The organism is Streptomyces sp. S465 (genome assembly GCF_026898115.1).
Classification (GTDB): domain Bacteria; phylum Actinomycetota; class Actinomycetes; order Streptomycetales; family Streptomycetaceae; genus Streptomyces; species Streptomyces luomodiensis.
The window spans coordinates 6,282,276-6,308,036 of the sequence record NZ_CP114036.1 but is presented as its reverse complement, the minus strand read 5'-3'; the positions used below and the strand labels follow the sequence as shown (position 1 = coordinate 6,308,036).

Annotated in this window: 22 protein-coding genes; 13 read left to right on the top strand and 9 right to left on the bottom strand. The window is 71.3% G+C overall.

From position 1 onward, the window contains the following. Nucleotides 1-9: 9 nt before the first annotated feature. On the bottom strand, nt 10-723 hold the full coding sequence (locus N6H00_RS26815; protein ID WP_268974382.1) for a rhomboid-like protein: 714 nt from the start codon (nt 721-723) through the stop codon (nt 10-12). A 175-nt stretch (nt 724-898) separates the two neighbouring features. On the opposite strand from N6H00_RS26815, the gene N6H00_RS26810 reads away from it, so the two are divergent. From N6H00_RS26810 to N6H00_RS26790, 5 genes are all read left to right on the top strand, one after another. Then, nucleotides 899-1,678 carry a spermidine synthase gene (locus tag N6H00_RS26810; RefSeq protein ID WP_268974381.1) on the top strand — a complete coding sequence of 260 codons (780 nt, stop codon included), beginning with the start codon at nt 899-901 and terminating at the stop codon, nt 1,676-1,678. Nucleotides 1,679-1,782: 104 nt separating this feature from the next. Next, nucleotides 1,783-2,523: a response regulator transcription factor gene (locus N6H00_RS26805; RefSeq protein ID WP_086709713.1), complete on the top strand. Its 741-nt coding sequence runs from the start codon at nt 1,783-1,785 to the stop codon at nt 2,521-2,523. Continuing rightward, nucleotides 2,520-3,785 (top strand): sensor histidine kinase, encoded by a 1,266-nt coding sequence (locus tag N6H00_RS26800; RefSeq protein WP_268974380.1) that lies wholly within the window; start codon nt 2,520-2,522, stop codon nt 3,783-3,785. Before N6H00_RS26805 ends, N6H00_RS26800 begins: the two co-directional genes overlap by 4 nt. Before the next feature lie 246 nt (nt 3,786-4,031). Beyond that, the gene (locus N6H00_RS26795; protein ID WP_268974379.1) at nt 4,032-7,856 is read left to right on the top strand and encodes a multifunctional oxoglutarate decarboxylase/oxoglutarate dehydrogenase thiamine pyrophosphate-binding subunit/dihydrolipoyllysine-residue succinyltransferase subunit; all 3,825 of its coding nucleotides are present in this window, start codon (nt 4,032-4,034) and stop codon (nt 7,854-7,856) included. A gap of 211 nt (nt 7,857-8,067) precedes the next feature. Then, a complete protein-coding gene (locus N6H00_RS26790) occupies nt 8,068-8,250 on the top strand; it encodes a DUF6104 family protein (protein WP_030823239.1) in 183 nt (60 codons plus the stop codon). Nucleotides 8,251-8,340: 90 nt separating this feature from the next. On the opposite strand, the gene N6H00_RS26785 is transcribed toward N6H00_RS26790, so the two are convergent. Then, on the bottom strand, nt 8,341-9,156 hold the full coding sequence (locus tag N6H00_RS26785) for an AfsR/SARP family transcriptional regulator (protein ID WP_268977124.1): 816 nt from the start codon (nt 9,154-9,156) through the stop codon (nt 8,341-8,343). A gap of 20 nt (nt 9,157-9,176) precedes the next feature. Next, on the bottom strand, nt 9,177-9,893 hold the full coding sequence (locus N6H00_RS26780) for a TetR/AcrR family transcriptional regulator (RefSeq protein ID WP_268974378.1): 717 nt from the start codon (nt 9,891-9,893) through the stop codon (nt 9,177-9,179). Between the two features lie 116 nt (nt 9,894-10,009). Here N6H00_RS26780 and N6H00_RS26775 point away from each other — a divergent pair, with 116 nt between their 5' ends. Then, nucleotides 10,010-10,630 (top strand): malonic semialdehyde reductase, encoded by a 621-nt coding sequence (locus N6H00_RS26775; protein ID WP_268974377.1) that lies wholly within the window; start codon nt 10,010-10,012, stop codon nt 10,628-10,630. Nucleotides 10,631-10,698: 68 nt separating this feature from the next. On the opposite strand, the gene N6H00_RS26770 is transcribed toward N6H00_RS26775, so the two are convergent. The 3 genes from N6H00_RS26770 to N6H00_RS26760 are packed head-to-tail and all read right to left on the bottom strand — an operon-like array spanning nt 10,699 to nt 14,995. Continuing rightward, the gene (locus N6H00_RS26770) at nt 10,699-11,097 is read right to left on the bottom strand and encodes a nuclear transport factor 2 family protein (RefSeq protein WP_268974376.1); all 399 of its coding nucleotides are present in this window, start codon (nt 11,095-11,097) and stop codon (nt 10,699-10,701) included. A gap of 15 nt (nt 11,098-11,112) precedes the next feature. After that, nucleotides 11,113-12,102 (bottom strand): NAD-dependent epimerase/dehydratase family protein, encoded by a 990-nt coding sequence (locus tag N6H00_RS26765; protein WP_268974375.1) that lies wholly within the window; start codon nt 12,100-12,102, stop codon nt 11,113-11,115. Nucleotides 12,103-12,136: 34 nt separating this feature from the next. Next, on the bottom strand, nt 12,137-14,995 hold the full coding sequence (locus tag N6H00_RS26760; protein WP_268974374.1) for a non-ribosomal peptide synthetase: 2,859 nt from the start codon (nt 14,993-14,995) through the stop codon (nt 12,137-12,139). A 360-nt stretch (nt 14,996-15,355) separates the two neighbouring features. On the opposite strand from N6H00_RS26760, the gene N6H00_RS26755 reads away from it, so the two are divergent. From N6H00_RS26755 to N6H00_RS26745, 3 genes are all read left to right on the top strand, one after another. Next, on the top strand, nt 15,356-16,282 hold the full coding sequence (locus tag N6H00_RS26755) for a DUF4097 family beta strand repeat-containing protein (RefSeq protein WP_268974373.1): 927 nt from the start codon (nt 15,356-15,358) through the stop codon (nt 16,280-16,282). Beyond that, nucleotides 16,282-17,427, top strand: a complete 1,146-nt coding sequence (locus N6H00_RS26750; RefSeq protein ID WP_268974372.1) for a PadR family transcriptional regulator — start codon at nt 16,282-16,284, stop codon at nt 17,425-17,427. The genes N6H00_RS26755 and N6H00_RS26750 overlap by 1 nt, the downstream gene beginning before the upstream one ends. A 184-nt stretch (nt 17,428-17,611) precedes the next feature. Next, on the top strand, nt 17,612-18,355 hold the full coding sequence (locus tag N6H00_RS26745; protein ID WP_268974371.1) for an antibiotic biosynthesis monooxygenase: 744 nt from the start codon (nt 17,612-17,614) through the stop codon (nt 18,353-18,355). Nucleotides 18,356-18,365: 10 nt separating this feature from the next. On the opposite strand, the gene N6H00_RS26740 is transcribed toward N6H00_RS26745, so the two are convergent. Both N6H00_RS26740 and N6H00_RS26735 read right to left on the bottom strand, forming a co-directional pair. Next, complete coding sequence (locus N6H00_RS26740) at nt 18,366-19,328, bottom strand: zinc-binding dehydrogenase (RefSeq protein ID WP_268974370.1); 963 nt, start codon at nt 19,326-19,328, stop codon at nt 18,366-18,368. 226 nt (nt 19,329-19,554) lie between these two features. Next, the gene (locus N6H00_RS26735; RefSeq protein ID WP_268974369.1) at nt 19,555-20,787 is read right to left on the bottom strand and encodes an NAD(P)-dependent malic enzyme; all 1,233 of its coding nucleotides are present in this window, start codon (nt 20,785-20,787) and stop codon (nt 19,555-19,557) included. Nucleotides 20,788-21,326: 539 nt separating this feature from the next. Here N6H00_RS26735 and N6H00_RS26730 point away from each other — a divergent pair. Genes N6H00_RS26730 through N6H00_RS26720 form a run of 3 tightly spaced genes read left to right on the top strand, consistent with a single transcriptional unit; the run spans nt 21,327 to nt 24,023 of the window. Next, the gene (locus N6H00_RS26730) at nt 21,327-22,280 is read left to right on the top strand and encodes an ABC transporter substrate-binding protein (RefSeq protein WP_268974368.1); all 954 of its coding nucleotides are present in this window, start codon (nt 21,327-21,329) and stop codon (nt 22,278-22,280) included. A gap of 46 nt (nt 22,281-22,326) precedes the next feature. Next, the gene (locus N6H00_RS26725) at nt 22,327-23,265 is read left to right on the top strand and encodes an amino acid ABC transporter permease (RefSeq protein WP_268974367.1); all 939 of its coding nucleotides are present in this window, start codon (nt 22,327-22,329) and stop codon (nt 23,263-23,265) included. After that, entirely contained in the window at nt 23,262-24,023 is a 762-nt protein-coding gene (locus tag N6H00_RS26720) for an amino acid ABC transporter ATP-binding protein (RefSeq protein WP_329618560.1), read from the top strand. The genes N6H00_RS26725 and N6H00_RS26720 overlap by 4 nt, the downstream gene beginning before the upstream one ends. 127 nt (nt 24,024-24,150) lie before the next feature. Here the strand turns inward: N6H00_RS26720 and N6H00_RS26715 are convergent, their stop codons facing one another. After that, nucleotides 24,151-24,927: a class I SAM-dependent methyltransferase gene (locus N6H00_RS26715; protein WP_268974366.1), complete on the bottom strand. Its 777-nt coding sequence runs from the start codon at nt 24,925-24,927 to the stop codon at nt 24,151-24,153. A gap of 120 nt (nt 24,928-25,047) precedes the next feature. Between N6H00_RS26715 and N6H00_RS26710 the strand changes: the two genes are divergently transcribed. Beyond that, nucleotides 25,048-25,710: a CGNR zinc finger domain-containing protein gene (locus tag N6H00_RS26710; protein ID WP_329618559.1), complete on the top strand. Its 663-nt coding sequence runs from the start codon at nt 25,048-25,050 to the stop codon at nt 25,708-25,710. The last annotated feature ends 51 nt before the right edge of the window (nt 25,711-25,761 follow it).

Sequence of the window (25,761 nt, the reverse complement as noted above, 5' to 3'; positions counted from 1 at the left end):
GATGCCCACTCAATGCGCGGAGGGCCTCCGCGTGTTCCCGGTCACCTGTTCGCTGTGAGCGATGCCACATCCGGCGTGCCGCGCCGACGCCCGCCGCCTGGCCCTCCGCCGCACATACGGCCCGCAGACAACGCCGGTGAGCAGGGCGAACGCATGGCCCCACCCGGTGAGCGGATCGGCCCCGACAAAACTCCCGGCGACGAGGACGGCGCCGGTCCCGCCGAGCAGCGCCCACCGCCGCCGGGGCGGCAGCAGCCCGGCGAGCGCGGCGGCGCAGGCGATCAGCCCGTAGCTGACCCCGTAGTCCAGACGGCGCAGCGAGCTGGCCGGGAGATGCCCGACGGCGACGGAGAGGGCCACCGGAAGCTCGGTGAGCAGCGTCGCCAGCACATGGCCGAGCAGGAACACGGCGGCGGTGCGCACCCCGCCCACGCGCCGCTCCAGCCCGCCGAGCACCAGCGGGAAGGCGACCAGATACGGCGAGGTGACGCCGCCCACCGCCCACAACCCGCTGACCAGCAGGGTCAGCAGCGGCCGCCGGGAGAGGTGGGACACGTCGGTGCTGGAGCCCGCGAGCAGATCGTGCACCGTGCCGGGGTCGCCGAGCGTCGCGTAGAGCCCGGTGCCGAGCAGGACGAGCGTGTAGCCGAGGGTGAACGGCACGCCGCGGAGCGCGCGCGTCAGCGCGGCCCGGCCCGCTGTTCCGCTCCGCGTGTCCGCCATGACCGGAACAACTACCCGGGCACCGTGAGTCATCTCACCGCGCGGCCGGCTGTGACATGGGCGACGTCGTGCCACCGCGGTGCCGTGCCGGCGCCACCACGGCCGCGGTTGGACCCGCGGGCGGGGGCGGCGCGAGGATGGCGGCGTCAGGAACCACCCGGGAGGACCCCACCCCATGCAGCCGACGCCGTACGCACCGCACCCCGCCGACGACGACCGGCCGGTGACCGTCGACCGCCGGGAGGGGCCGTACGGCGAGGTGGTGCTGCGGCGGCGCGGGGGCCCGGACCACGAGGGACCGGGCGGCGCCGTCTTCGAGATCATCGCCAACGGGTGCTTCCTCATGGACACCTCCGACGGCCGCTCCGAGCGGCTGCTGGTACGTGCCGCCCTCGACGCGCTGCCCGCCGACCGCCCCTCCCCGGCGCTGCTCATCGGCGGGCTCGGCGTCGGGTTTTCGCTGGTGGAGGCGGCCGCGGAGGCCCGGTGGGGGCGGATCTCGGTGGTCGAGCGGGAGGCGGCGGTGATCGACTGGCACCGCGACGGCCCGCTGGCGGCCGTGTCCGCCGGGGCGCTGGCCGATCCGCGCACCGAGATCGTCCACGCCGATCTGGTCGCATGGCTGCGGAGGGACCCGCGGACCGATCACGCGCCGGCCCCGCGGACCGATGGCGCGCCCGGCCCGGGGACCTATGACGCGCTGTGCCTGGACATCGACAACGGCCCCGACTGGACCGTCACCGAGGACAACGACGGCCTCTACTCCCCCGCCGGGCTCGCCGCCTGCGCCGCGCGCCTCGCCCCGGGCGGAGTGCTGGCCGTCTGGTCGGCCGCGCCGTCGTCCGCCTTCGAGGAATCTCTCCGCAATGCCGGATTCACACAGGTGCGTACGGAAGAGGTCTCCGTTGCCCGTGGTGTTCCCGACGTCGTGCATCTCGCGGTTCGGGGCGCGTAGCAAAGCCGCCTACGCTGGCTTTACGCTTGCTTGCCTACCGAACGCGGCTGAGCGATGACCAGGCGCGAGCCGCGGGTTACACCGGAAGACGCAGGGGCGGGCGTATGGAGCAGACTCACAACGGTCACAACGGGGCCGCCACGACCACCCCCGGCGCGCAGCGCCGGGTCCTGGTGGTCGAGGACGACCCGACCATAGTGGACGCCATCGCGGCCCGCCTGCGCGCCGAGGGGTTCCAGGTCCAGACGGCGGGCGACGGTCCGGCGGCGGTCGACACGGCCGAGGCGTGGCAGCCGGATCTGCTGGTCCTGGACGTGATGCTGCCGGGCTTCGACGGCCTGGAGGTCTGCCGCCGGGTGCAGGCCCGCCGGCCGGTGCCGGTGCTGATGCTGACCGCGCGCGACGACGAGACCGACATGCTGGTGGGGCTCGGCGTCGGCGCCGACGACTACATGACCAAGCCGTTCTCCATGCGCGAACTCGCCGCGCGGGTGCATGTGCTGCTCCGGCGGGTGGAGCGGGCGGCGCTGGCCGCGCACACCCCGCGCAGCGGCATCCTGCGCCTGGGGGAGCTGGAGATCGACCACGCCCAGCGCCGGGTGCGGGTGCGCGGCTCGGATGTGCACCTCACGCCGACCGAGTTCGATCTGCTGGTCTGCCTGGCGAACACCCCGCGCGCGGTGCTCTCCCGTGAGCAGCTGCTGGCCGAGGTGTGGGACTGGGCGGACGCCTCGGGCACCCGCACCGTGGACAGCCACATCAAGGCGCTGCGCCGGAAGATCGGCGCGGAGCGGATCCGTACGGTGCACGGCGTCGGCTACGCCCTGGAGACCCCGGCGGCATGAGAAGCGCCCCCTGGGCACGCAGGATCAAGGCCGTCTGGTCACGCCGGGTGCCCAGGGTCAGGGTTCCCTGGGCGCGCCGGGCCCCCAAGGACTGCCGGCCGCCCGGGGAGCCCGGGGGCCGGCGGGCGTGGTCCCGCGCCACCTGGGCCCGGATCTGGGAGGCGCTGCGGCCCTTCGATCCGTACCGCTCGGTCAAGGCGGCGCTGGGGGCGCTGGTCGTCGGCTCGGTGATCATCACCACGCTGCTGGTCTTCGCGGCGATGCACTCCGACACCGAGCTGCGCGTCATCACCATCTTCTCGATCATCGCCTCGTTGCTGATCACCCAGTTCGTGGCGAACGGGCTGACCGCCCCGCTGGGCGAGATGACCGACGTCACCCGGTCGATGGCGAACGGCGACTACACCCGGCGGGTGCGGGCGGCGCAGCGGCGCGACGAGTTCGGCGAGCTGGCGTCCGCGTTCAACCGGATGGCGGCCGACCTGGAGGCGGTGGACACCCACCGCAAGGAGCTGGTCGCCAACGTCTCGCATGAGCTGCGCACCCCGATCGCGGCGCTGCGGGCCGTGCTGGAGAACGTGGTGGACGGGGTCTCGGAGGCCGATCCGGAGACGATGCGGGTCGCGCTGCGGCAGACCCAGCGCCTGGGCCGCCTGGTGGAGCAGCTGCTCGACCTCTCCCGCCTCGACAACGGGGTGGTGCCGCTGTACGCGCGGCGGTTCGAGGTCTGGCCGTATCTGGCCCAGATCCTCAAGGAAGCGAGCATGGCCAAGGGCGCGGAGTCCCATTCGGGCGCGCACACCCGTAAGGACGTCCATCTCAACCTGGACGTCTCCCCGCCCGAGCTGACCGCCCACGCCGACGCCGAGCGGCTGCACCAGGTGATGGCGAACCTCATCGACAACGCGGTGAAGCACAGCCCGGCGCACGGCCGGGTGACCGTGCGCGCCCGGCGCGGTGAGGGCCCGGGGAGCCTGGAGCTGGAGGTGCTGGACGAGGGCCCCGGCATCCCGGAGGCGGAGCGGCACCGCGTCTTCGAGCGGTTCAACCGGGGCGGGCTGTCCCCCGACGGCTCGGCGGACGCGGGCCGCCGCCGGCCGGGGCCGGGCAGCGACGGGGGCACCGGTCTGGGGCTGGCGATCGCGCGCTGGGCGGTGGACCTGCACGGCGGGCGGATAAGGGTGGCGGAGTCCCCGCGCGGCTGCCGGATCAAGGTCAGCCTCCCGGGACCCGCACAGGAACCCAAACCGGCCACGCCGTGACATCAAAGCTGAAGTAAAATCGAGCTGGCCGCGCACATATGAGCGAAACGGGTGCACGTATGCGCATGCGGGCCCTGGAGACACACGAACCACGTGTGTTTCCCGGTGCGTCATGCGCCGAAACCCGCCGATCAATGTGACGTGCGCGACGGATGACCGGTGCGGCCTGCACGTAAGGGTCTGGAGGGCGTAGCCTTTATTCCCGCTGTCCACCACCTTAGGAAGCGGAAGAGGGCGGTTGCCGCCGTGTCGCCACAGTCCCCCAACACCTCGAGCGTCTCGACCGATGAACAGGACGGGCAGGGGAGTAACCCTGCCGCTGCCTTCGGCCCCAATGAGTGGCTCGTCGACGAGATCTACCAGCAGTACCTCCAGGACCCGAACTCGGTCGACCGAGCCTGGTGGGACTTCTTCGCCGACTACAAGCCGGGTCAGGACACCGGCTCCGCCGTGTCCGCGCCACCCCAGGCGGTAGCCCCGGGTACCGCCCCCGCGGCCCCGGCGAAGCCCGCCGCGGCCAAGCCGGCCGAGGCCAAGCCCGCCGCCCCGGCCCCGGCGCCCGCCGCCGCGAAGCCCGCGGCAGCGCCCGCGGCCCCCGCCGCGAAGGCCGCCCCGGCCGCTCCCGCCAAGCCCGCCCCGGCCAAGCCGACCCCGGCCGAGCCGACGGTCTCCGCCAAGAAGGCCGAGCCCGCCGCGCCCTCCGCCGGCCCGGAGCTGGTCACGCTGCGTGGCCCCTCCGCCGCCGTGGCGAAGAACATGAACGCGTCGCTGGAGCTGCCGACGGCCACCTCGGTGCGCGCCGTCCCGGTCAAGCTGCTGTTCGACCAGCGCATCGTCATCAACAACCACCTCAAGCGCGCCCGCGGCGGCAAGGTGTCCTTCACGCACCTGATCGGCTACGCCATGGTGCAGGCGCTGAAGGCGATGCCCTCGATGAACTACTCGTTCACCGAGAAGGACGGCAAGCCGACCCTGGTCAAGCCCGAGCACGTCAACCTCGGCCTCGCCATCGACCTGGTCAAGCCCAACGGCGACCGCCAGCTCGTGGTGGCGGCGATCAAGAAGGCCGAGACGCTCAACTTCTTCGAGTTCTGGCAGGCGTACGAGGACATCGTCCGCCGCGCCCGCGCCGGCAAGCTCACGATGGACGACTTCACCGGCGTCACGGCCTCCCTCACCAACCCCGGCGGCATCGGCACCGTCCACTCGGTGCCGCGGCTGATGCCCGGCCAGGGCCTGATCGTCGGCGTCGGCGCGATGGAGTACCCGGCCGAGTTCCAGGGCACCTCCCAGGACACCCTGAACAAGCTGGGCATCTCCAAGGTCATGACGCTGACCAGCACCTACGACCACCGGGTGATCCAGGGCGCCGCCTCCGGCGAGTTCCTGCGGATCATGAGCCAGCTGCTGCTCGGCGAGAACGACTTCTACGACGAGATCTTCAAGGCGCTGCGTATCCCCTACGAGCCGGTCCGCTGGCTCAAGGACATCGACGTCAGCCACGACGACGACGTCACCAAGGCGGCGCGGGTCTTCGACCTGATCCACGCCTACCGGGTCCGCGGCCACGTCATGGCCGACACCGACCCGCTGGAGTACCGCCAGCGCAAGCACCCCGACCTGGACATCATCGAGCACGGGCTCACCCTGTGGGACCTGGAGCGCGAGTTCGCGGTCGGCGGCTTCGCGGGCAAGACCATGATGAAGCTGCGCGACATCCTGGGCGTGCTGCGCGACTCGTACTGCCGCACCACCGGCATCGAGTTCATGCACATCCAGGACCCGAAGCAGCGCAAGTGGATCCAGGACCGGGTCGAGCGCGGCCACGACAAGCCGGAGCGCGAGGAGCAGCTGCGCATCCTGCGCCGGCTGAACGCGGCGGAGGCGTTCGAAACCTTCCTCCAGACCAAGTACGTCGGCCAGAAGCGGTTCTCCCTGGAGGGCGGCGAGTCCGTCATCCCGCTGCTGGACGCGGTGCTGGACGCGGCCGCCGAGTCGCGCCTGGACGAGGTCGTCATCGGCATGGCCCACCGCGGCCGGCTCAACGTCCTCGCCAACATCGTCGGCAAGTCGTACGCGCAGATCTTCCGTGAGTTCGAGGGCAACCTCGACCCGAAGTCGATGCACGGCTCCGGCGACGTCAAGTACCACCTGGGCGCCGAGGGCACCTTCACCGGTCTGGACGGCGAGCAGATCGCGGTCTCGCTGACCGCCAACCCCTCCCACCTGGAGGCGGTGGACCCGGTCCTGGAGGGCGTGGTCCGCGCCAAGCAGGACATCATCGGCAAGGCCGGCACCGACTTCACCGTGCTGCCCGTCGCCCTCCATGGCGACGCGGCCTTCGCGGGCCAGGGCGTGGTCGCCGAGACGCTGAACATGTCGCAGCTGCGCGGCTACCGCACCGGCGGCACCGTGCACATCGTGATCAACAACCAGGTCGGCTTCACCGCCGCCCCGGCCGCGTCCCGCTCCTCGATGTACGCCACCGACGTGGCGCGCATGATCGAGGCGCCGATCTTCCACGTCAACGGCGACGACCCGGAGGCCGTCGTGCGCGTCGCGCGGCTCGCCTTCGAGTTCCGCCAGGCGTTCAACAAGGACGTGGTCATCGACCTGATCTGCTACCGCCGCCGCGGCCACAACGAGACCGACAACCCCGGTTTCACCCAGCCGCTGATGTACGACCTGATCGACAAGAAGCGTTCGGTGCGCAAGCTCTACACCGAGTCGCTGATCGGGCGCGGCGACATCACGCTGGAAGAGGCCGAGCAGGCGCTTCAGGACTTCCAGGGCCAGCTGGAGAAGGTCTTCACCGAGGTCCGCGACGCGGTCTCGGCCCCGGCCCCGGCCGAGGTCCCCGAGCCGCAGGCGGAGTTCCCGGTCACCGTCCAGACGGCCGTCTCCCAGGAGGTCGTCAAGCGGATCGCCGAGTCCCAGGTCAACGTCCCCGACCGGATCACCGTCCACCCGCGGCTGCTTCCGCAGCTCCAGCGGCGCGCGGCGATGATCGAGGACGACACGATCGACTGGGGCATGGGCGAGACCCTCGCCATCGGCTCGCTGCTCATGGAGGGCACCCCGGTCCGGCTCGCCGGCCAGGACTCCCGCCGCGGCACCTTCGGCCAGCGCCACGCGGTGCTGGTGGACCGCGAGACCGGCGACGACTACACCCCGCTGCTGTACCTGACCGAGGACCAGGCGCGCTACAACGTCTACGACTCGCTGCTCAGCGAGTACGCGGCGATGGGCTTCGAGTACGGCTACTCGCTGGCCCGCCCGAACGCGCTGGTCATGTGGGAGGCGCAGTTCGGTGACTTCGTCAACGGCGCGCAGACCATCGTCGACGAGTTCATCTCCTCGGCCGAGCAGAAGTGGGGCCAGACCTCCGGCGTCACCCTGCTGCTGCCGCACGGCTACGAGGGCCAGGGCCCGGACCACTCCTCGGCCCGTATCGAGCGCTTCCTCCAGCTGTGCGCGCAGAACAACATGACGGTCGCCATGCCGACGCTGCCGTCGAACTACTTCCACCTGCTGCGCTGGCAGGTCCACAACCCGCACCACAAGCCGCTGGTCGTCTTCACCCCGAAGTCGATGCTGCGCCTGAAGGCCGCGGCGTCGAAGACCGAGGAGTTCCTCACCGGCTCCTTCCGCCCGGTGATCGGCGACGAGACGGTCGACCCGGCCGCGGTGCGCAAGGTGGTCTTCTGCTCCGGCAAGGTCTACTACGACCTGGCCGCCGAGCGGGACAAGCGCGGTGCGAACGACACGGCCATCATCCGGCTGGAGCGGCTGTACCCGCTGCCGGGTGCGGAGCTCCAGGCCGAGATCGCCAAGTACGCGGGCGTCGAGAAGTTCGTGTGGGCGCAGGAGGAGCCGGCCAACCAGGGTGCCTGGCCGTTCATCGCCCTCAACCTGATCGACCACCTGGAGCTGTCGGTCGGCGCGGACGTCCCCGCCGCCGAGCGCCTGGTCCGGGTCTCCCGTCCGCACTCGTCCTCGCCCGCGGTGGGGTCGAACAAGCGGCACCAGGCGGAGCAGCAGACGCTGGTGAACGAGGTCTTCGAGATCTGATTCCCGCGTTCGTCCCGGAAGGCCCGGTCCCGCATCGCGCGGGGCCGGGCCTTCCGGCGTACGGGGCCCCGCTCGGCTGGGCGGCGGCTCGACGTCCCGGTCTGGGCCGACAGGGTCAGCGGACCCCGTCCGCCGAGCACCGCACGGTGCCGCTCGACGCTGCCGCATATCCTGGGCTGGCACATCCACACCATCCCTTCCGGAGCGACCCTTGTACTTCACCGATCGCGGTATCGAGGAGCTGGAGCAGCGACGCGGCGACGAGGAGTTCACCTTCGAGTGGCTCGCCGAGCAGCTGCGCACGTTCGTCGACCTCAACCCGGACTTCGAGGTCCCGGTGGAGCGGCTGGCGACCTGGCTGGCCCGGCTCGACGAGGAGGACGACGACGTCTGAGGACGAGGGAGTCCGAGGGCGACGCCCCCTGAGGGTCGTGGCCTGCGTGGGCCGTGCCGTCCGAGGGCGGCGCGGCCGTGCCGGCCACCGTCACGCCACCACCGGACCGCGCCCCGGCGCCCCGGCCTCGTGGTCCAGCCGGGGGTCGGACACCAGCACCGCCTGTTGCAGCCGTTGCAGCCTCGACGAGGGTTCCAGCCCCAGTTCCTCCGTCATCGCCGTCCGCAGCCGCTGGTAGACGGTCAGGGCGCGGGTGCGCTGGCCGGAGCGGTGGAGGGCGAGCATGTACTGCCCGTACAGCCCCTCGTGGAAGCGGTGTTCCACGACCAGCGAGGCGAGATCGCTGAGCACCTCCAGATGGCCGCCGAGCCGCAGCCGGGTCTCGATACCGCGCTCGGTGACCGTCAGCCGGGACTGCTCCAGCCGGGCGACCTCCGCCTGGAGCGGCCGGCCGTGCGGGGTGACGTCGACCAGGGCCGGGCCCTGCCAGAGGGCCAGCGCCCGCCGGAAGGCGGTGTCCGCCGTCCGCTCGTCGCCGGCTCCCAGCGCGCATTCGCCCTCGGCCACGAGATCGCGGTACTCATGGACGTCCAGCCGGCCCGGCCCCACCACCATGGCGTATCCGCCGGGCCGGGTCTGCAGCACGTCCCGGGCGACGGCGGCCGACGGCATCCCCAGCACCTCGGCGAGCAGCTTGCGCAGATGGAGGATGTACGTCTGGAGGGTGGTCGGTCCGGTACGTGGCGGCTGATCGCCCCACAGCTCGGCCATCAGCGACCGCACCGGCACCATCCGCCCGGCGTGAAGCAGCAGCAGGGACAGCACCTTGCGCGGCTTCATCGCGCTGGGCACCCCGGACCGGGCGCCGAGGCCGAGCGTCAGCGGTCCGAGCACGCTCCCGCGCAGGGCAGGCACCTCGTCGGACGTCATCGGCGGTAGGCGCGGACGAGCAGATCGGCGGCGCTCTCGCAGATGGCCGCGGCCGCCTCATCGGCGAGCGGGTGGGTGCCGTACATCGACTGGTGGAGCCCCTGCTGGACGATCAGGGCCACGAACTGCCGGGCGGCGGTGGCCGGGTCCGGCACGCTCAGCTCACCGCGGTCGGTGCGCCGGGCGAGCATCTCGGCGACGTACGCGACCAGTTGGCGGGGTTCCCCCTCCGCGCACGCGGGGCGCAGCGAGGGGTGCCGGGCGACCTCGGAGATCACCAGGCGGCGCAGGGCGGAGGCGCGTTCGTCGAGGAGTACGGCGAGCACCCGGCGGCCGAAGGCGGTCAGGGCGGCGTGGGCCTCGCCGCCGTCGTACGGGCCGGTGCCGGGAGCGGCGGAAGTACCGGGAGCGCCGGGCGCCTGGGCGCGGTCCGGTCCGGGGACGTCCGGGGCACTGGCGGCGAAACCGGCCGCCACCCGCTCCCGCTCCTCCTCGACGGCGGCGATGAACAGCCGCTCCTTGCCGCCGAAGTGGTTGTAGACGGTCTGCTTGGACACCCGGGCCTCGTCCGCGATGACGTCCACACTCGCCCGGGTGTATCCCTCGCGCAGGAAGACGGCCACGGCCGCCTCCACTATCGCCTGCCGCTTGGCGGGCTGGGGGCCCGCGGGCCGCCCCGCGGCGCTGCGCCGGGGACCGTTGTCCGTCCGCAACGGCCCAACCTCCTTGTTCCGAGCCGGTCTTGCCTCCGATGGACTTGTGAGTCTAGCCTTCGCTCATCGCAGTGGACTAGGCCGTCCAGTCCAATGAATTCACCAAGGAGAGCTCCATGAGCGCACCGGAGAGCAGCGCGGCACTGAGCCCCCTCACCCTGGCGCCGGAGGCACAGCGGCAGCTGTTCCTGGACGCCCGCACGGCCAACACCTTCACCGACGAGCCGGTGACGGAGGAGCAGGTGCGCGCGATCCACGAGCTGGTCAAGTACGCCCCCACCTCGATGAACCAGCAGCCGCTGCGGGTGGTCCTGGTGCGCTCGCAGGAGGCGCGCGCCCGGCTGGTGGCGCATATGACGGGGCGGAACCAGGAGAAGACGGCCCAGGCGCCGCTGGTGGCGGTGCTCGCCGCGGACCTGGACTTCCATGAGGAGCTGCCGCGGCTGGTGCCGTTCCTGGAGAACCCGCAGGCGATCTTCGCCGACCCCGGCGTCCGGGAGGCGTCGGCGCACTTCAACACCGCCCTTCAGGTGGGCTACTTCATCCTGGGCGTACGCGCCGCGGGGCTCGCCGCCGGGCCGATGGTCGGCTTCGACCACGCGGCCGTCTCCAAGGAGTTCTTCGGCGACGGGCGGCACGCGGCGGTTTGTGTGGTCAACATCGGCAAGCCGGGTCCGGACGCCTGGCTGGGCCGGCTGCCGCGGCTGGAGTACGAGGAGGTCTTCCGTACGGTCTGAGACCTGAAACGGTCGCCCGCGCCCGCGCCGAGGAGGCGCGGGCGCGGGCGACCGGTGGGTGATTCCGGTCAGCTCTCGATCAGCTCATGGAACGCCACGGTGTCGAAGATGTCCTCCATCCGCGCCGCCTTGCCGTCCCGCATCGTCCACGAGTGGACGAAGTCCAGGGTCACGGTCGTACCGCGCAGCGAGGTCACCTCACGGGTGCCGAACACCACGACCCGGTCGCCCTGTTCGATGAACTCCCTCGGCGTGAGCCTCATCCCGCCCAGCACGGTCGGCACATGGGCGAGGAACTCCTTGACCCCCGCATGGCCCCGCTTGGTGCCACCGAGCCCGTACCTGTCCATCCCCTTCGGATGGACCCACTCCACATCGGGGTGCAGGCCCGACAGGATGCCCTCGATGTCGCGCTCGCGGAAACCGGCGTAGGAGGCGCGGATGGCCTCGATGTTCGGTGATGCCATGGTGTTCGCCACTCCTCAGACGGCGCCGCGCGGCGGCTCGGGCAGATGGTGCTCGGACGGAAGCTGCTCGGGCAGGTGGTGCTCGGGCAGAAGGCGCTCGGGGTGGTGCGCCTGGAGCGTGCGGCGCACGCCCTCGCGCCACGGCACCCGGCAGGGGCCGGTGATCTCCCGCCGCCGGGTGGGGTCGAACCGATACGTCTCGCGGGTGACCTCGCTCGGCACGAGCCGGGCCCGCACCCCGGTGAGCGCCTCCATATGGCGTACGCAGTCGGTCATCCCGACCGCCTCGTCCCCGCCCCAGTTGACCAGCGTGGCCGGGGTCCGGGCGGCCTGCCACAGAGCGGGGACCTGGGCGACGAGATCGTCGGTGTGGAGGAGCGAGCACCAGTTCTGGCCCGCCCGGGGCACCGGTATCGGCTCACCCGCGAGCATCCGCTTGAAGTAGAGCATCGGCACCCCGCCGTAGCCGCCGGGGCCGTAGGCGATGTTGAGCCGGGCGATGGTCGTCGGCAGGTTCAGCACATGGGCGAACGCCCGTACCGCGCCCTCTGCGGCGATCTTGCCCACCGGGTAGGCGGGCAGCCAGTCGGCCACCCCGTCGACGGGGTCGTCCTCGGTGTACGGATGGTCGAGGGTCTGCCGCTTGTAGAGCGCTCCGGTGGAGACGAAGAGGAACGCCTCCGCCTTCCGGCAGTGGCTCATCAGCCGCCCGCAGGCCACCGAGTTGACCTCGACGGCCGCGGTGACGTCGCCGTCCTCACCGCGCCGCACCGCCGAGTGGAGGACGTGGGTGAAGTCGTCCGGCAGCCCCTCGTACGCCGCCGCGCCCAGGTCGTCCATGTCCCAGTGGTGCGTGGTGATCCCGTGGTCGTTCAGTTCCTTCTCGACGCCCGGGGTGCCGAACCGGCCCAGGCACCACACCTCATTGCGCTCGGCCAGTGCCTCGGCCACCGGCCGGGCGACCTGCCCGGTGCCTCCGGTGATCAGGATCTTCTTGCCTTCCACCCTGCTCTTCTCCTTGTGCCTCGCCCCATCGGGCTCATACCTGGTCCGTGGTCCGGGCCCGGTCCGCGTCGCTCAGCGCACGGTCGAGTTCCGCGCGCAGGATGGCCTGGAAGGCCGCGACATGCCGGGGGCCCATCAGTGTGTAGTGCTCTCCGGGTACGTCCACGTACCGGTTCGGCTCCCTGGTGTGCTCGTCCCACCGGCGCAGCTCGTGCTCCAGCCAGTCCTCCTTGGTGCCGCGCAGCGGGATCGCGTAGAAGACCGTCATGGACCGGGTGGTGCCGCTGGGGTGGTAGTCGCGGCCGAGCGCGGTGAGGCCGTGGGCCAGCTCCGCCCAGCCGGTGAACGTGGCCAGGTCCAGGTCGAGTTCGTCCAGCCGGGCGCGCGGGGCGAGCCCCAGCAGGCGCGCGAGCTGCTCCTCCTTGGGCAGCGGGCGCAGTTCGGCGGGCAGGTCGAGCGACTGCTTCTTGTTGATCAGGTCGAGGAAGAAGGCGAGGTTGGTCGCGGTCTCGACGAAGTCGAGCTCCTCCATGCGGTACTTGATGTGCGGGGGGAGGTTGAAGCTGCCGACGAAGTCGACCCGCTCCCCCTCGGCCTCGAGCGCCTTGGCGATCTCGAAGGCCACGGCGCCGCCGTAGGAGTAGCCGGCGACGGCGTACGGGCCGTGCGGCTGGCGGGCGCGGATGGCCGCCACATAGCAGTCCACCATCTCCTCGAAGCTCGTGAAGGGCTGCTCGCCCTCGTCGAAGCCACGGGCGCGCAGCGCGTAGAACGGCCGGTCGCCGACGAAGTACTTGGCGAGGTTGACGAAGACCAGCACCTCGCCGACCCCGGGGTGGACGCAGAACAGCGGGGTCTTCTCGCCGCCGGTCTGGAGCGGTACGACCGGGTCGTACGCCGCGGCGGCGGGCGCGCCGCCGTCGGTGAGCCGGGCGCCGAGCCGGGCGGCGAGCTGTCGCACCGACGGCGCCGTGAGCACCGTGATGACCGGCAGCTCGGCGACCCCCAGGCGCCGGTGCACCTGGCGCCGCAGCCGCAGGATGTCCAGCGAGGTGCCGCCCAGGTCGAAGAAGCTCGCGGTGGCGCTGATCCGCTCCGGGACGGTGTCGAACATCTCGGCGTAGATCTCGGCGAGAACCCGCTCGGTCTCGCCCTCGGGCGGGGTGTGGCCGCCGAGCCGGCGCGTGGTCAGCTCCGCGACCCGCGCGATGACCTCGTCGTACGCGCCGGACTCCAGGCGGTGGCGCATCCGCCGGCGCAGCGTCTTGCCGAGGCTGGTCTTGGGGAAGGCGTCCTTGGGCAGCGGCAGGATGAGGAACGGCCGGAAGCCCCAGTGGATCACGACGGTGGAGCGCACCGCGGTGATCATGCGGTGCAGCCCGGCCTCGTCGTCGTCCGCCGGTTCGGGGCTGACGGCGATCACCAGCTGTTCGGTGTCGCTGCCGGGGCGGCGGGTCGGGAACGCCGCGACATAGCCGCCGGCCACGTCGTCGAGCTGTTCCAGGGCGGCCTCTATCTCATGGCTGAAGTAGTTGACGCCATTGACGATGACGCTGTCCTTGCTGCGGCCGACGAGGGTGAGCCGGCCCTCGTCGATCCGGCCCAGGTCGCCGCTGCGGAACCAGCCGTCGGGGGTGAAGGCCGCCCGGGTGGCCTCCTCGTCGCGGTAGTAGCCGGTGGTGATCATCGGCCCGCTGAGCTGGAGTTCGCCGATCTCGCCCGCGGGCAGCGCCCGGTGGTCGTCATCCGCGATCCGGATCCGCAGACCCTCGACGGGGGTGCCGAGGTTGGCGAACTCCTGGCCCGCGTCGGTGGCGGGGAACGCGCGGTTGTAGACGCTGCCGGCGCAGGTCTCGGTCATGCCGAAGGCGGGCCAGAGCGCGGTCTTCCGCAGACCGTACGGGGCGTAGTGGTCGAGGAATGCCTCGCCGGTCGCGACGACATTCGCCTCGCCGCCGCTGATGATATGGCGCAGCGCGCTGAGATCGAGCCCTTCACCACCCGCGGATATCTCCTCCGCCATATCACGGGCGGCGGCATTGAGCGGGCCGAGGAGAAAATTCGGCGTAAAGGTCATCGTGACCTTGTGCCGGGAGATGATCCGGAGGAACCGCGGCGGCTCCTCGAGAATGACCGCGGCTTCCGCGTGCAATTGCTCGGCACCCACGTACAGCGGCAGCATATGCGCTTCCAGCAGTGCGGCCACATGGTCGTAGGAAATCCAGTTGAAGGTGGTGTCGGCGGCGGTGAGCCGCTGCTTTCCCGCCTTTCCGGCCATGGCCGCGAGAATATTTCCATGGGTGAGCATGACCGCCTTGGAATTCCCGGTGGAGCCGGAGGTCAGCACCAGCAGGGCGAGGTCCTCCGGGGCCGCGGAGTGCACGGCGGGCGGCTGCCCGCGCCCGGCGCCGGCGGACTCCCCGGCCTCCCGCACCTCCTCCACCACGGCCACCGCGAGTCCGGGCACATCGGGCAGCTCGGCACGCATCGCCTCGGTGGTGACCAGCAGGGGGCCGTCCAGCAGCCGGTTCACATGGGCGAGTTGGGCGGCCCAGCGGGCCGGGTCGCCGGGAATCGGCACCATCGGGCAGGGTACGAAGCCGCCCAGCAGACAGGCCCAGAAGACGGCCAGGAATTCCGGCTGACGGTCCAGCAGCAGGGCCGCCTTGTCCCCCGGCCGCAATCCCCGGTCCCGGAGTGCGGAGAGGAGAACGAGCGCCGATTCCAGAAGTTCCGGATAGGACTGGCGTATGGATTCATCCGCCGCCGGCCCGGTCAGATAGCGCACCCCCGAATGGGGGTGGTCGCGCGCCGCCCGCAGCAGCAACCCGGCGACCGAGCGCGGCTCCGGGGTTTCCTCTGGCGCCGAGCTTTTCAAGGGTGATGTCGTCATTACCCCCACGGCTCTCTTCCTTCCCGATTCCGAGGTTAACGAAGGTAACAGTATCGAACATTCGTCCTCCATGATGCTCGACCAGGACTCTAGCGTGACTCTAGGGATATTCCTGGAGCGGAGGCTTTTCCCGGAGAGGGGAAGGAAGAGGGCACCCCGGCCCCCGTGGGGGAAATGTGCGCGGAGCCGGGCCAGGCACGGCACGGCACGGCACGGCAGAAGCGGAGCGCGGCCGGAGCGGAGGGCAGCCGACACCGGACCAGGCTTGACTCCGCGCGACCGCGATATATCGTGTTGAGCAGAGACACGATATGTTGCGTCCAGTCGGCGTATCGCACGTCCAGCCAGGGGAGGCCAGGGATGTCAGCCCGATCAGAGTGGTCGATCACCGCGCCACAGAAGCTCACCCTCGACGACCCGGTGTCCACGCTCGACGTCCATATCGCGGGCGGCACGGTCAACGTGGTCGGCGCCGGCACCGGCCCCGCCCGCCTCGAGGTCACACAGATCGACGGCCATCCGCTCGAGGTCACCCACGTCGGCGGCACGCTGCGCGTCGGCTATCCCGACCTCACCTGGAAGGGCTTCCCCTGGAAGGGCTTCCGCAAGTGGCTCGGACAGTGGGACCGCACCGTCCACGTCACCCTCACCGTGCCGGCCGGGACCGACGCCACGGTCGGCGTCATCGGGGGCTCCGCCGTGGTCTCCGGGCTGGCGGGCCGGGCCGACCTGCGCGGTGTCTCCGGCGACTTCACCCTGCTCCGGCTCACCGGGCCGGTCCAGGCCGACACCGTCTCCGGCCGGGTCGAGGCGCAGGCCGTCACCGGCGAGCTGCGGTTCCACTCCGTCTCCGGCGACCTCACCGTGATCGAGGGCTCGGGGCCCTCCGTACGGGCCGAGTCGGTCAGCGGCGACATGGTGCTCGACCTGGCGCCCGCCCCGAAGGGCTCCGACATCGGGCTCACCACCGTCTCCGGCGAGATCGCCATCCGGCTGCCGCACCCCGCCGACGCCGAGGTCGAGGCCAACACGGCCAGCGGCTCGCTCACCAACGGCTTCGACGCTCTGCGGGTCGGCGGCCAGTGGGGGGCCAAGCGGATCACCGGCCGGCTGGGCGCGGGCCGTGGCAGCCTCAAGGCCACCACCGTCTCGGGCGCCATCGCGCTGCTGCGCCGTCCACCGTCCGAGGACGACACGGACAAGGCCACGGACACAGACACGGACACGGACAAGGCCACGGCCACGGACACGGCCACCACCGACGGCCCCGAGGGAAAGGTCCTCTGATGCCACCCGTATTCGCGCACGGCCGGCTGCGCCTGTATCTGCTCAAGCTGCTCGACGAGGCGCCGCGCCACGGCTATGAGGTCATCCGTCTGCTGGAGGAGCGGTTCCAGGGGCTGTACGCGCCCTCGGCCGGCACCGTCTATCCACGGCTGGCCAAGCTGGAGTCCGAGGGCCTGGTCACCCACACCACCGAGGGCGGCCGCAAGGTCTACTCCCTCACCGACGCCGGACGAGCCGAACTGGCCGACCGCGGCGGTGAGCTGGCCGACCTGGAGCTGGAGATCCGCGAGTCGGTCGCCGAACTCGCCGCCGAGATCCGGGAGGACGTCCGCGGCTCCGCGAACGATCTGCGGCGGGAGATGCGGGAGGCGGCCCAGCGGACCCGTGCCTCCGGCGACACCCAGGACACACACGGCCCGTGGGAGGGGGCGTGGGGCGACAAGGAGACCTGGCGGCAGGCGAAGGAGGAGATGCGGCGCGCGAAGGAGGAGTGGAAGGAGCAGGCGCGCCGGGCGAAGGAGGAGAGCCGGCGGGCACGGCAGGACGCGCAGCGCGCCCGTAAGCAGGCCAAGGACGCGCAGGAGTTCGCACGCGAGGAGGTCCAGCGGATCGCCCGGCGGGTCCAGGAGCAGACGCAGGAGCACATCCGGGCGGGCGACTGGCAGCAGGCGGTGCGCGAGGGACTGGCCGAGGTGTCGCGCGCGATGGGCCGGATCTCCCGGCAGGGCACCCCGCGCTCGGACCAAAGCCCGGACCGAAGCTCCGGCCAGGGCTCGGACCGCGGCTGGGACTGGGGCGGAGGCTGGGACGACGAGACGTCCGGGCCGAAGGTCACGGCCGAGCGGGTGGACCTGACGAAGCCGGAGGGCGGCCGCGAGGAAGCGCGGCCGGCCGGGGACGACGGCGGCGCGGCCGGGGACGACCGTGGCGCGGCCGGGGTGCGAGAGCCCGACTGGGCCAGGGACTTCGCCCCCTCCGGTGACCCCGTCCGCGATCTGGAACGGCTGCTCGACCGGTTCCGCGACGACATCCGCGACGCGGCCCGCGACCACGGGGTGACCGATGCCCAACTGGCCGACGCCCGCCATCAGCTGGGGTCGGCCGCGGCACGGATCGGCGAGCTGCTGCGGGGCGGACGGGCGTAGGACCGGACTCCGTCCGCTCCCTGTTGACTTCAAGCGCGGTTGAAGTTTGAGGATCGGGGTCGGAGGGGCGCACCACGGGGGCGCCCCTCCGACCCCGATCAGCGTTCCCGACGTCCCCAGACGTCCCCCGACGTCCCCAGACGTCACCGACGTCCCCGACTTCACCGACCGCGAGGAGACCGCCATGTCTGCCCCGACCAGCACCGGTCCCGGCCCGCTGCCCGACCCCGCCCGGCCCGAGGTGGGCGCCGCGCTGTTCAGCACCTGGAGCGTGGGCACACCGGAGCGGCAGCGGGCCGCGGTCGAGGCCATCGCCACCACCTGGGACAACCGCCCCTGGCCGAGCCCCGACCTGCTCTCCTACAACGTCTACGCGGGCACGGACGGCGATACGCTGATGCACCACTCCCAGTGGACCAGCGAGGCGGCGTACCACGTCTTCTTCCGGACCCGGCGTCAGGAGCGCAACGACGCGATCGACAGCGCGGTCCCGGACATCAAGCGGCTCGGCCTCTCCCACTACCAGCGCTACCCGAGCTTCTCGGCACCGGCCGCCCCCGTGGGCACCGCGGACCCCGGGCTGATCGTCCTGGTCGAGATCGACTTCGACGACCCCGACCCCCGGCTCCGCCGGTCCTGGGTCGACCTGGTCGTCGAGGCTCTGGAGAGCGAGCCCGACCCCGGCCTGCTCGCCGCCGACTTCCATCTGATCGTCGACGGCGAGGGCCATCTGAGCACCGATCGCGCCCGGGTGCTCACCTACGCCCGCTGGACCGGCGCGGAGGCGTACGAGGCGGCGATGGCGGCCGATGGGCCGCGCGCCGGGTCGTCCGCCTGGGACCGGGTGCGCGACGTCCCCGGTCTGGTGGGTTCCACGTCCCGCGGCTACCGGTTCCTGCGGAGCTTCGTGCCGCGGTCGGCGCCGTGAACGATGTCCGTCAGACGGTCAGCACGACCTTGCCGAACAGATCGCCGCCCGCCATCTTCTCGAACCCCTCACGGGCCCGGTCCAGCGGCAGCACCGTGTCGATCACCGGTCGTACCCCGCGGGCGGCGCAGAAGCTCAGCAGGTCCTCCAGCTCGTCCTTGCCGCCCATCGTCGAGCCGACGACCTTCAGCTCCAGGAAGAAGATCCGGTTGAGCTCGGTGGCCTCCGGGTTGGGGCCGCTGGTGGCCCCCGAGATCACCAGGGTGCCGCCCGGCTTGAGGGACTTCACCGAATGCGACCAGGTGGCCGCGCCCACCGTCTCGATCACGGCGTCCACCCGGCGCGGCAGCCGCTGGCCCGGTTCGTACGCGCCCTCGGCACCCAGCTCGACGGCGCGGGCCCGCTTGGCCTCGTCCCGGCTGGTGGCCAGCACCCGCAGCCCGGCGGCCGCGCCCAGCACGATCGCGGCGGTGGCCACACCGCCGCCGGCGCCCTGGACCAGGACGCTGTCGCCCGGACGCACGCCCGCGTTGGTGAACAGCATCCGGTACGCGGTCAGCCAGGCCGTGGGCAGACAGGCGGCCTCCTCGAAGGAGAGCTCCTTGGGCTTGCGCAGCACGTTCCAGCTGGGGACGGCCACCCGCTCGGCGAAGGTGCCCTGGTAGCGCTCGGTGAGGATGGAGCGGGGTTCGTCGGGCCCGACGCCGTGTCCGCTCTGGCCGATGACGGAGTGGACGACGACCTCGTTGCCGTCCTCGTCGATCCCGGCCGCGTCACAGCCGAGGATCATCGGAAGCGACTCCTCGCCGAGGCCCACACCGCGCAGCGACCACAGGTCGTGGTGGTTGAGCGAGGCGGCCTTGACGTTCACGGTCGTCCAGCCGGGCCGCGCCTCCGGCTCGGGACGCTCCCCCAGTTCGAGGCCGCTCAGCGGCTGGTCACGGTCGATACGTGCGGCATAGGCAGCGAACATGATCCCGACCTTAGGCCGCACGGGGACGCCACGGAACCACGCCACGATGTGACCCCGCTCGCCCACCGGACACGGCGCACGGCCCAGCCACATCCCGCGGACCGGACACAGCACGGCCCAGCCACAGCCCGCGGACCGGACACAGCACGGGCCGGCCGCACCCTCCACCTGAGAGGGTGCGGCCCGGCCCGTCGGCGGCGGCCGTCGACGGCCGTGGCTGGGGGCGTCAGCGGCGGGCGACGCCCTCCGCGCGGGCGGCCGCGGCGACGGCCGCGGTCACGGCCGGGGCGACCCGCTCGTCGAACGGCGAGGGGATGACCTTGTCCGCGCTCAGCTCGTCGGCCACCACGGCGGCCAGCGCCTCGGCGGCCGCGAGTTTCATGCCCTCGGTGATCCGGGAGGCCCGGACCTGGAGGGCGCCCGCGAAGATGCCGGGGAAGGCGAGGACGTTGTTGATCTGGTTCGGGAAGTCGCTGCGCCCGGTGGCCACCACGGCCGCGTGCTGGTGGGCGACGTCCGGGTGGATCTCCGGGTTGGGGTTGGCCATCGCGAAGATGAAGGCACCCGGCGCCATCTTCGCCACGGCCTCCTGGCGGACCGTGCCGCCGCTGACGCCGATGAAGACGTCGGCGCCGTCCAGCGCGGCCTCCAGGGAGCCGGTGAGCCCGGCCTTGTTGGTGAAACCGGCCAGCTCCCGCTTGACGTCGGTGAGGTCCTCGCGGTCCTGCGAGACGACGCCCTTGCGGTCGCACACGGCCACGTCGCCGATGCCCGCCTCGGTGAGGATCCGGGCGATGGCGACACCGGCGGCGCCCGCTCCGGAGATGACGGCGCGCAGCTGGCCCAGCGACCGGTCGGTCAGCTTGGCGGCGTTGCGCAGCGCGGCGAGGGTGACCACCGCCGTGCCGTGCTGGTCGTCATGGAAGATCGGGATGTCGACGCGCTCCTGGAGCTTGCGCTCGATCTCGAAGCAGCGGGGCGCGGAGATGTCCTCCAGATTGACGCCGCCGAACGAGGGCGCGAACCGGGCGACGGTCTCCACGATCTCGTCCACGTCCCGGCAGTCGAGCGCGATCGGCACCGCGTCCACCCCGCCGAACTCCTTGAAGAGGATCGCCTTGCCCTCCATCACCGGAAGGGACGCCTCCGGACCGATGTCGCCGAGCCCCAGCACCGCACTGCCGTCCGTCACCACGGCGACGACCTGGGACTTCCAGGTGTAGTCGTGGACGAGCTCGGGCTGTTCCGCGATGGCGCTGCAGACCTTGGCCACGCCCGGCGTGTACGCGAGGGACAGGTCGTCCCGGTCGCGCACGGGCACGGTCGCCTGGACCGCCATCTTGCCGCCGCGGTGCAGGGCGAACGCCGGATCGAAGGGCTCTCCGTCGGTCACTCCTTCGGCCCCTTCGCCGCTGCCACTCATACTGTCGCTGCGAGGATTCGCCATCTCCGCTGCCACTATTTGACCCCTTTGTCGTTTTTCTGTCGAGGGTATCCGCCCCAGGTTCGGAGCGGGCGAGCACCGCGTCGGTTCCCCTGCGGCGGATGATCGCCGCATCGGTGCGGATGATCACCGCATGGATGGGGACGCGGACGCCGGGCGCGTCGCACACACGCCCTGAGCCCCGGGTGAGGGGGTGTAGCCGTCCGTTCTACCCGAAGCCTGTGCCAAGGGACGACCGAGTTCTGGTGCGCAGACACCGGAAAACAGGCATGACGCCTCAAGGCGGGCGAAGCTCCAGTGAAAGTCCATGCCCCCGTCACGCGCTGTTCTCCGCGTGATCATGAGCCCGCCCCGCGTTTCCGACCGCCACTGTCCGGCCGGAGTCCGCTGTCCGGTTGTGCACCACGGGGATCGCCCGTTACCCGATTTTGACATGGCCGGTGACCCGCATGAGTCCGTCCGATGACAAGATGCCCCAATCACACGAGATCGCGACACCCACAAACGTGTTCCCGCCATCTCCCACGACCTCTCACCCTGCCGGAGGAACGAGCATGACCGCCAGCTTCACGCGCCGTGGAGCCACCACGAAGTCCCGGATGGCCCCCGTCGGCGCGATAGCGGTGGCGGGAGCCTTGCTGCTGACGGGCTGCGGCGACCAGACCGACAAGGCCACCGGCGGCACCAGGACCAACACGGCCCCGCTCTTCAATCTGCTCCCCCAGGAGATCCAGAGCGCCGGCGTGATCAAGGTGGGCTCGGACATCAACTACCCGCCGGTCGAGTTCAAGAAGGACGGCAAGGTCATGGGCATCGACCCGGACCTCGCCGACGCGCTCGGCAAGGTGCTCGGGGTGAAGTTCGAGTTCAACAACGGCACCTTCGACACCCTGCTCTCGGGCCTGCGCTCCAAGCGCTATGACATCGCCATGTCGGCCATGACCGACAACAAGGGCCGCCAGGAGGGCGTGGACCCGGACACCGGCAAGAAGGCGGGCGAGGGCGTCGACTTCGTCGACTACTTCACCGCGGGTGTCTCGATCTACACCAAGAAGGGCGACACCAAGGGCATCGAGACCTGGGACGACCTGTGCGGCAAGAAGATCGTCGTGCAGCGCGGCACCGTCTCCCACGACCTGGCCAAGGCCGAGTCGAAGAAGTGCGTGCAGAAGAAGAAGGGCAAGATCTCGGTCGAGGCGTTCGGCAATGACACCGAGGCCCAGACCCGGCTGCGCGGCGGCGGCGCCGTCGCCGGCTCCAGCGACTTCCCGGTCGCCGCGTACGCGGTGAAGACCTCCGGCGGGGGCAAGGACTTCCAGCTCGTGGGCGAGCAGGTGGAGGCGGCCCCGTACGGTATCGCCGTCGCCAAGAAGAACACCCAGCTGCGCGACGCCCTCAAGCAGGCACTCGCCCTGATCATCGCGAACGGCGAGTACGACAAGATCATCGCGAAGTGGGGCGTCCAGGACGGCGCGGTCACCAAGGCCATCATCAACGGCGGCAAGTGATCCGGCCCTCCCTCCGTCCACGCGCTCGCGCTGAAAGGCACCATCCGTGACACTTAAGATCGAAAAGACCGGTCCGGTCGACGCCTCGCCCCCGGCGGCAGAGAAGATCAAGGCCATCCCGGTGCGGCACTACGGCCGCTGGGTCGCCGCGGTCATCGCCATCGCCCTGCTCGTCCTGCTCGTCTCCGCCTTCGCCCGGGGCGACGTCAACTGGGGCGCCATTCCGGACTACTTCTTCGACGGCGAGATCCTCAAGGGCGTCCGCAACACCGTCTGGATCACCATCCTCTCGATGGTGCTCGGCGTGGCCCTCGGCGTCGTCCTCGCGGTGATGCGGCTGTCGAAGAACCCGGTGACCGCCTCCATCGCCTGGGGCTACATCTGGTTCTTCCGCGGCACCCCGGTCTATGTGCAGCTGCTGGTCTGGTTCAACCTCGGCCTGGTGTTCGACTACATCGACATCATGCCGATCTACAAGGACGAGTGGTCGGACTTCATGACCCCGTTCCTGGCCGCCCTGCTGGGCCTGGGGCTGAACGAGGCCGCGTACATGGCGGAGATCTGCCGGGCCGGCATCCAGTCCGTCGACGAGGGCCAGACCGAGGCCGCCCACGCGCTGGGCATGAGCCACGCCAAGACGCTGCGCCGGGTGGTGCTGCCGCAGGCGATGCGGGTCATCGTGCCGCCCACCGGCAACGAGTTCATCAACATGCTCAAGACCACCTCGCTGGTGATCGCGGTGCAGTACTGGGATCTGCTCCAGGCCACCTCCGAGGTCGGCCAGAACTCCGGCGCCACGGCGGAGATGCTCTTCCTCGCCGCCGCCTGGTATCTGATCCTCACCTCCGTGCTGAGCGTGGGCCAGTACTACCTGGAGCGGTACTACGCGCGTGGCTCCAGCCGGAACCTGCCCGCCACCCCGTTCCAGCGCGTCCGCGCCAATCTGCTCTCGTTCTCCAACCGCCGGGGAGGGGTCAGCGCATGACCGCCATGGTGAAGGCCGAAGGCGTGCACAAGTCCTTCGGCGCGGTGCAGGTCCTCAAGGGCATCGACCTCGAGGTCGCCCCGCGTGAGGTGTTCTGTCTGATCGGCCCGTCCGGCTCCGGGAAGTCCACCTTCCTGCGCTGTATCAACCACCTGGAGAAGATCAACTCCGGGCGGCTGTACGTGGACGGCGACCTGGTCGGCTACCGCCAGAAGGGCGACAAGCTCTACGAGCTCAAGGACCGCGAGGTCGCCGCGAAGCGACGCGACATCGGCATGGTCTTCCAGCGCTTCAACCTCTTCCCGCACATGACCGCGCTGGAGAACGTGATCGAGGCGCCGGTCCAGGTCAAGGGCGAGGCCAAGGCGGTCGCCCGGGAGCGCGCGAGGAAGCTGCTGGACCGGGTGGGCCTCGCCGACAAGGCGGGCAACTACCCCTCCCAGCTGTCCGGCGGCCAGCAGCAGCGGGTCGCGATCGCGCGGGCGCTGGCGATGGAGCCCAAGCTGATGCTCTTCGACGAGCCCACCTCGGCACTCGACCCGGAGCTGGTCGGCGATGTGCTGGATGTGATGCGCGGGCTCGCGGAGGACGGCATGACGATGATCGTCGTGACGCACGAGATGGGCTTCGCCCGCGAGGTCGGGGACTCGGTCGTCTTCATGGACGACGGGGTGGTCGTGGAGTCCGGGCACCCCCGGGAGGTGCTGACCCATCCGCGGCACGAGCGGACGAAGTCGTTCCTCTCCAAGGTGCTCTAGCGTGCTCCAGCCGCCGCGAACGCCGTGACGGACCCGAGGGCGGTGCGGACCCCGAGGGCGGTGCGGGCAGGTGCCCGTACCGCCCTCGCGCGGTTTTCCCCGCCGCCGGTCAGGGGGCCGCCTCGGATCACTTCAGCCCGAGCACCATCGAGTCCGAGGGCGAGCACCAGACGGCCCGCGCCTCCCCGAAGCCCGCCGCGCGCAGCGCGTCCACATGCCAGGCGACGGGCTGCGTCTCCCCGTCCGCGTGGTCGCCGTTCGCCGGGTTGCCGAAGATCGTGAAGCGCTCGGCGACCGGCTCCGCCAGCGCCTCGTCCCGCGCGGCGGTCTGCCACCAGTCCGCCCAGTCCTGGGCGCCCTCGGCCTTGGCCCGGACCCGCCGTGCCTCCTGGTACGCGTGGTCGGCGGCGTTGAGCCGGGGGGTGGCCGGATCGGGCATGTGGTCGGCGTTGAGGAACACCCCGCCCTCCCGTACGACCCCCGCCACCTGCCCGTACAGCACCCGCAGCTCCTCGGAGCGCAGCCAGTGCAGCGCGGTGGCGGTGAGCACCGCGTCGTACGCACGGTGCGGCAGCCGCTCGGTCCATCCGGGGTCGCGCAGATCGGCGGTGACGAACTCGGCGCGCGGCTCGGCCGCGAAGTGGCCGCGGGCGATCGTCAGCAGCGCGGGGTCGAGGTCGATGCCGGTGGTGGTGGCGCCCGGGAACCGGCGCAGGGCCCGGTCCGAGATACTGCCCGTGCCACATGCCAGGTCGAGAATCCTCGGCTCCGGACCGACGACGGCCTCGACCGCGTCGAGCATCACCCGGAACCGCTCCTCACGATCGGGGAGGTACCACTCCTGCTGCCGGTCCCAGCTCCGCTGCCACGCCTGCCAGTCCGCTACGGCGACGGTGTCCGTCATCGCGCCCCTCCATGCCATGCGTCGTCATCTGCGGCGATCCTGCCCCGTAATACCCTCGTAAGCAGAACACCCATTACCCGCCTGTTGCCGACTCTAGACCGCCCGTCGTAAGGACCACAAGTGGAACTGGCTTATTACTCGGATCTCGCCGTGCGCCTGGTCAACAGCGAGGAGCCCAGCCGCGGCACGGACACCCTGACCTCGGTGGAGGCCGTACGGGCACTCTTCGGCGAGAGCCGGCAGGCGGCCCGGCGGGCGACGGACGCCGATGTCACCCGGCTGAGGTCGGTCCGGGCCCGGCTGCGCGCCGTCTTCGAGGCGGCGGCGGAGGGCGACGAGGTGCTGGCGGTGGATCTGCTGAACGCGCTGCTCATCGAGTTCCCGGTGAGCCCGCAGATCTCCGGCCATGAGATCCGCGACGAGGACGGCCGCCCCAAGTGGCATATGCACATCGCGGACTACGCCGCCAACGCGGGCGCCGGATACGCCGCCACCGCCTCCATGGGGCTGGCCTTCCACCTCACCGAACTGGGCGCCGACCGGCTGGGCATCTGCGAGGCGTCACCCTGTCGCAACGCCTATCTCGACACATCGACAAATCGATCCCGGCGCTACTGCTCCGACCGCTGCGCGACCCGCGCCAACGTCGCCGCCTACCGTGCGCGCAAACGCCTGGACGCCGAGCGGACGGCCGACGCCGAGCGCGGCCGGCGCCAGGACCGCGAGCGCACCGGCCGTACGGCGGACACCGCCCAGGAGACCAGCCCGGCCACCGACCGCTGACCGCCGCGCCCCGCACCCGGCCGCGGCCGCAGCCGCACCCAGGCGCGGGCG

Excerpts from the sequence above, each read along its gene's own strand:
- N6H00_RS26815 (WP_268974382.1), bottom strand. The coding sequence starts at position 723 with ATGGCGGACACGCGGAGCGGAACAGCGGGCCGGGCCGCGCTGACGCGC.
- N6H00_RS26810 (WP_268974381.1), top strand. The coding sequence starts at position 899 with ATGCAGCCGACGCCGTACGCACCGCACCCCGCCGACGACGACCGGCCG.
- N6H00_RS26805 (WP_086709713.1), top strand. The coding sequence starts at position 1,783 with ATGGAGCAGACTCACAACGGTCACAACGGGGCCGCCACGACCACCCCC.
- N6H00_RS26800 (WP_268974380.1), top strand. The coding sequence starts at position 2,520 with ATGAGAAGCGCCCCCTGGGCACGCAGGATCAAGGCCGTCTGGTCACGC.
- N6H00_RS26775 (WP_268974377.1), top strand. The coding sequence starts at position 10,010 with ATGAGCGCACCGGAGAGCAGCGCGGCACTGAGCCCCCTCACCCTGGCG.
- N6H00_RS26770 (WP_268974376.1), bottom strand. The coding sequence starts at position 11,097 with ATGGCATCACCGAACATCGAGGCCATCCGCGCCTCCTACGCCGGTTTC.
- N6H00_RS26760 (WP_268974374.1), bottom strand. The coding sequence starts at position 14,995 with ATGACGACATCACCCTTGAAAAGCTCGGCGCCAGAGGAAACCCCGGAG.
- N6H00_RS26755 (WP_268974373.1), top strand. The coding sequence starts at position 15,356 with ATGTCAGCCCGATCAGAGTGGTCGATCACCGCGCCACAGAAGCTCACC.
- N6H00_RS26750 (WP_268974372.1), top strand. The coding sequence starts at position 16,282 with ATGCCACCCGTATTCGCGCACGGCCGGCTGCGCCTGTATCTGCTCAAG.
- N6H00_RS26745 (WP_268974371.1), top strand. The coding sequence starts at position 17,612 with ATGTCTGCCCCGACCAGCACCGGTCCCGGCCCGCTGCCCGACCCCGCC.
- N6H00_RS26740 (WP_268974370.1), bottom strand. The coding sequence starts at position 19,328 with ATGTTCGCTGCCTATGCCGCACGTATCGACCGTGACCAGCCGCTGAGC.
- N6H00_RS26730 (WP_268974368.1), top strand. The coding sequence starts at position 21,327 with ATGACCGCCAGCTTCACGCGCCGTGGAGCCACCACGAAGTCCCGGATG.
- N6H00_RS26720 (WP_329618560.1), top strand. The coding sequence starts at position 23,262 with ATGACCGCCATGGTGAAGGCCGAAGGCGTGCACAAGTCCTTCGGCGCG.
- N6H00_RS26715 (WP_268974366.1), bottom strand. The coding sequence starts at position 24,927 with ATGACGGACACCGTCGCCGTAGCGGACTGGCAGGCGTGGCAGCGGAGC.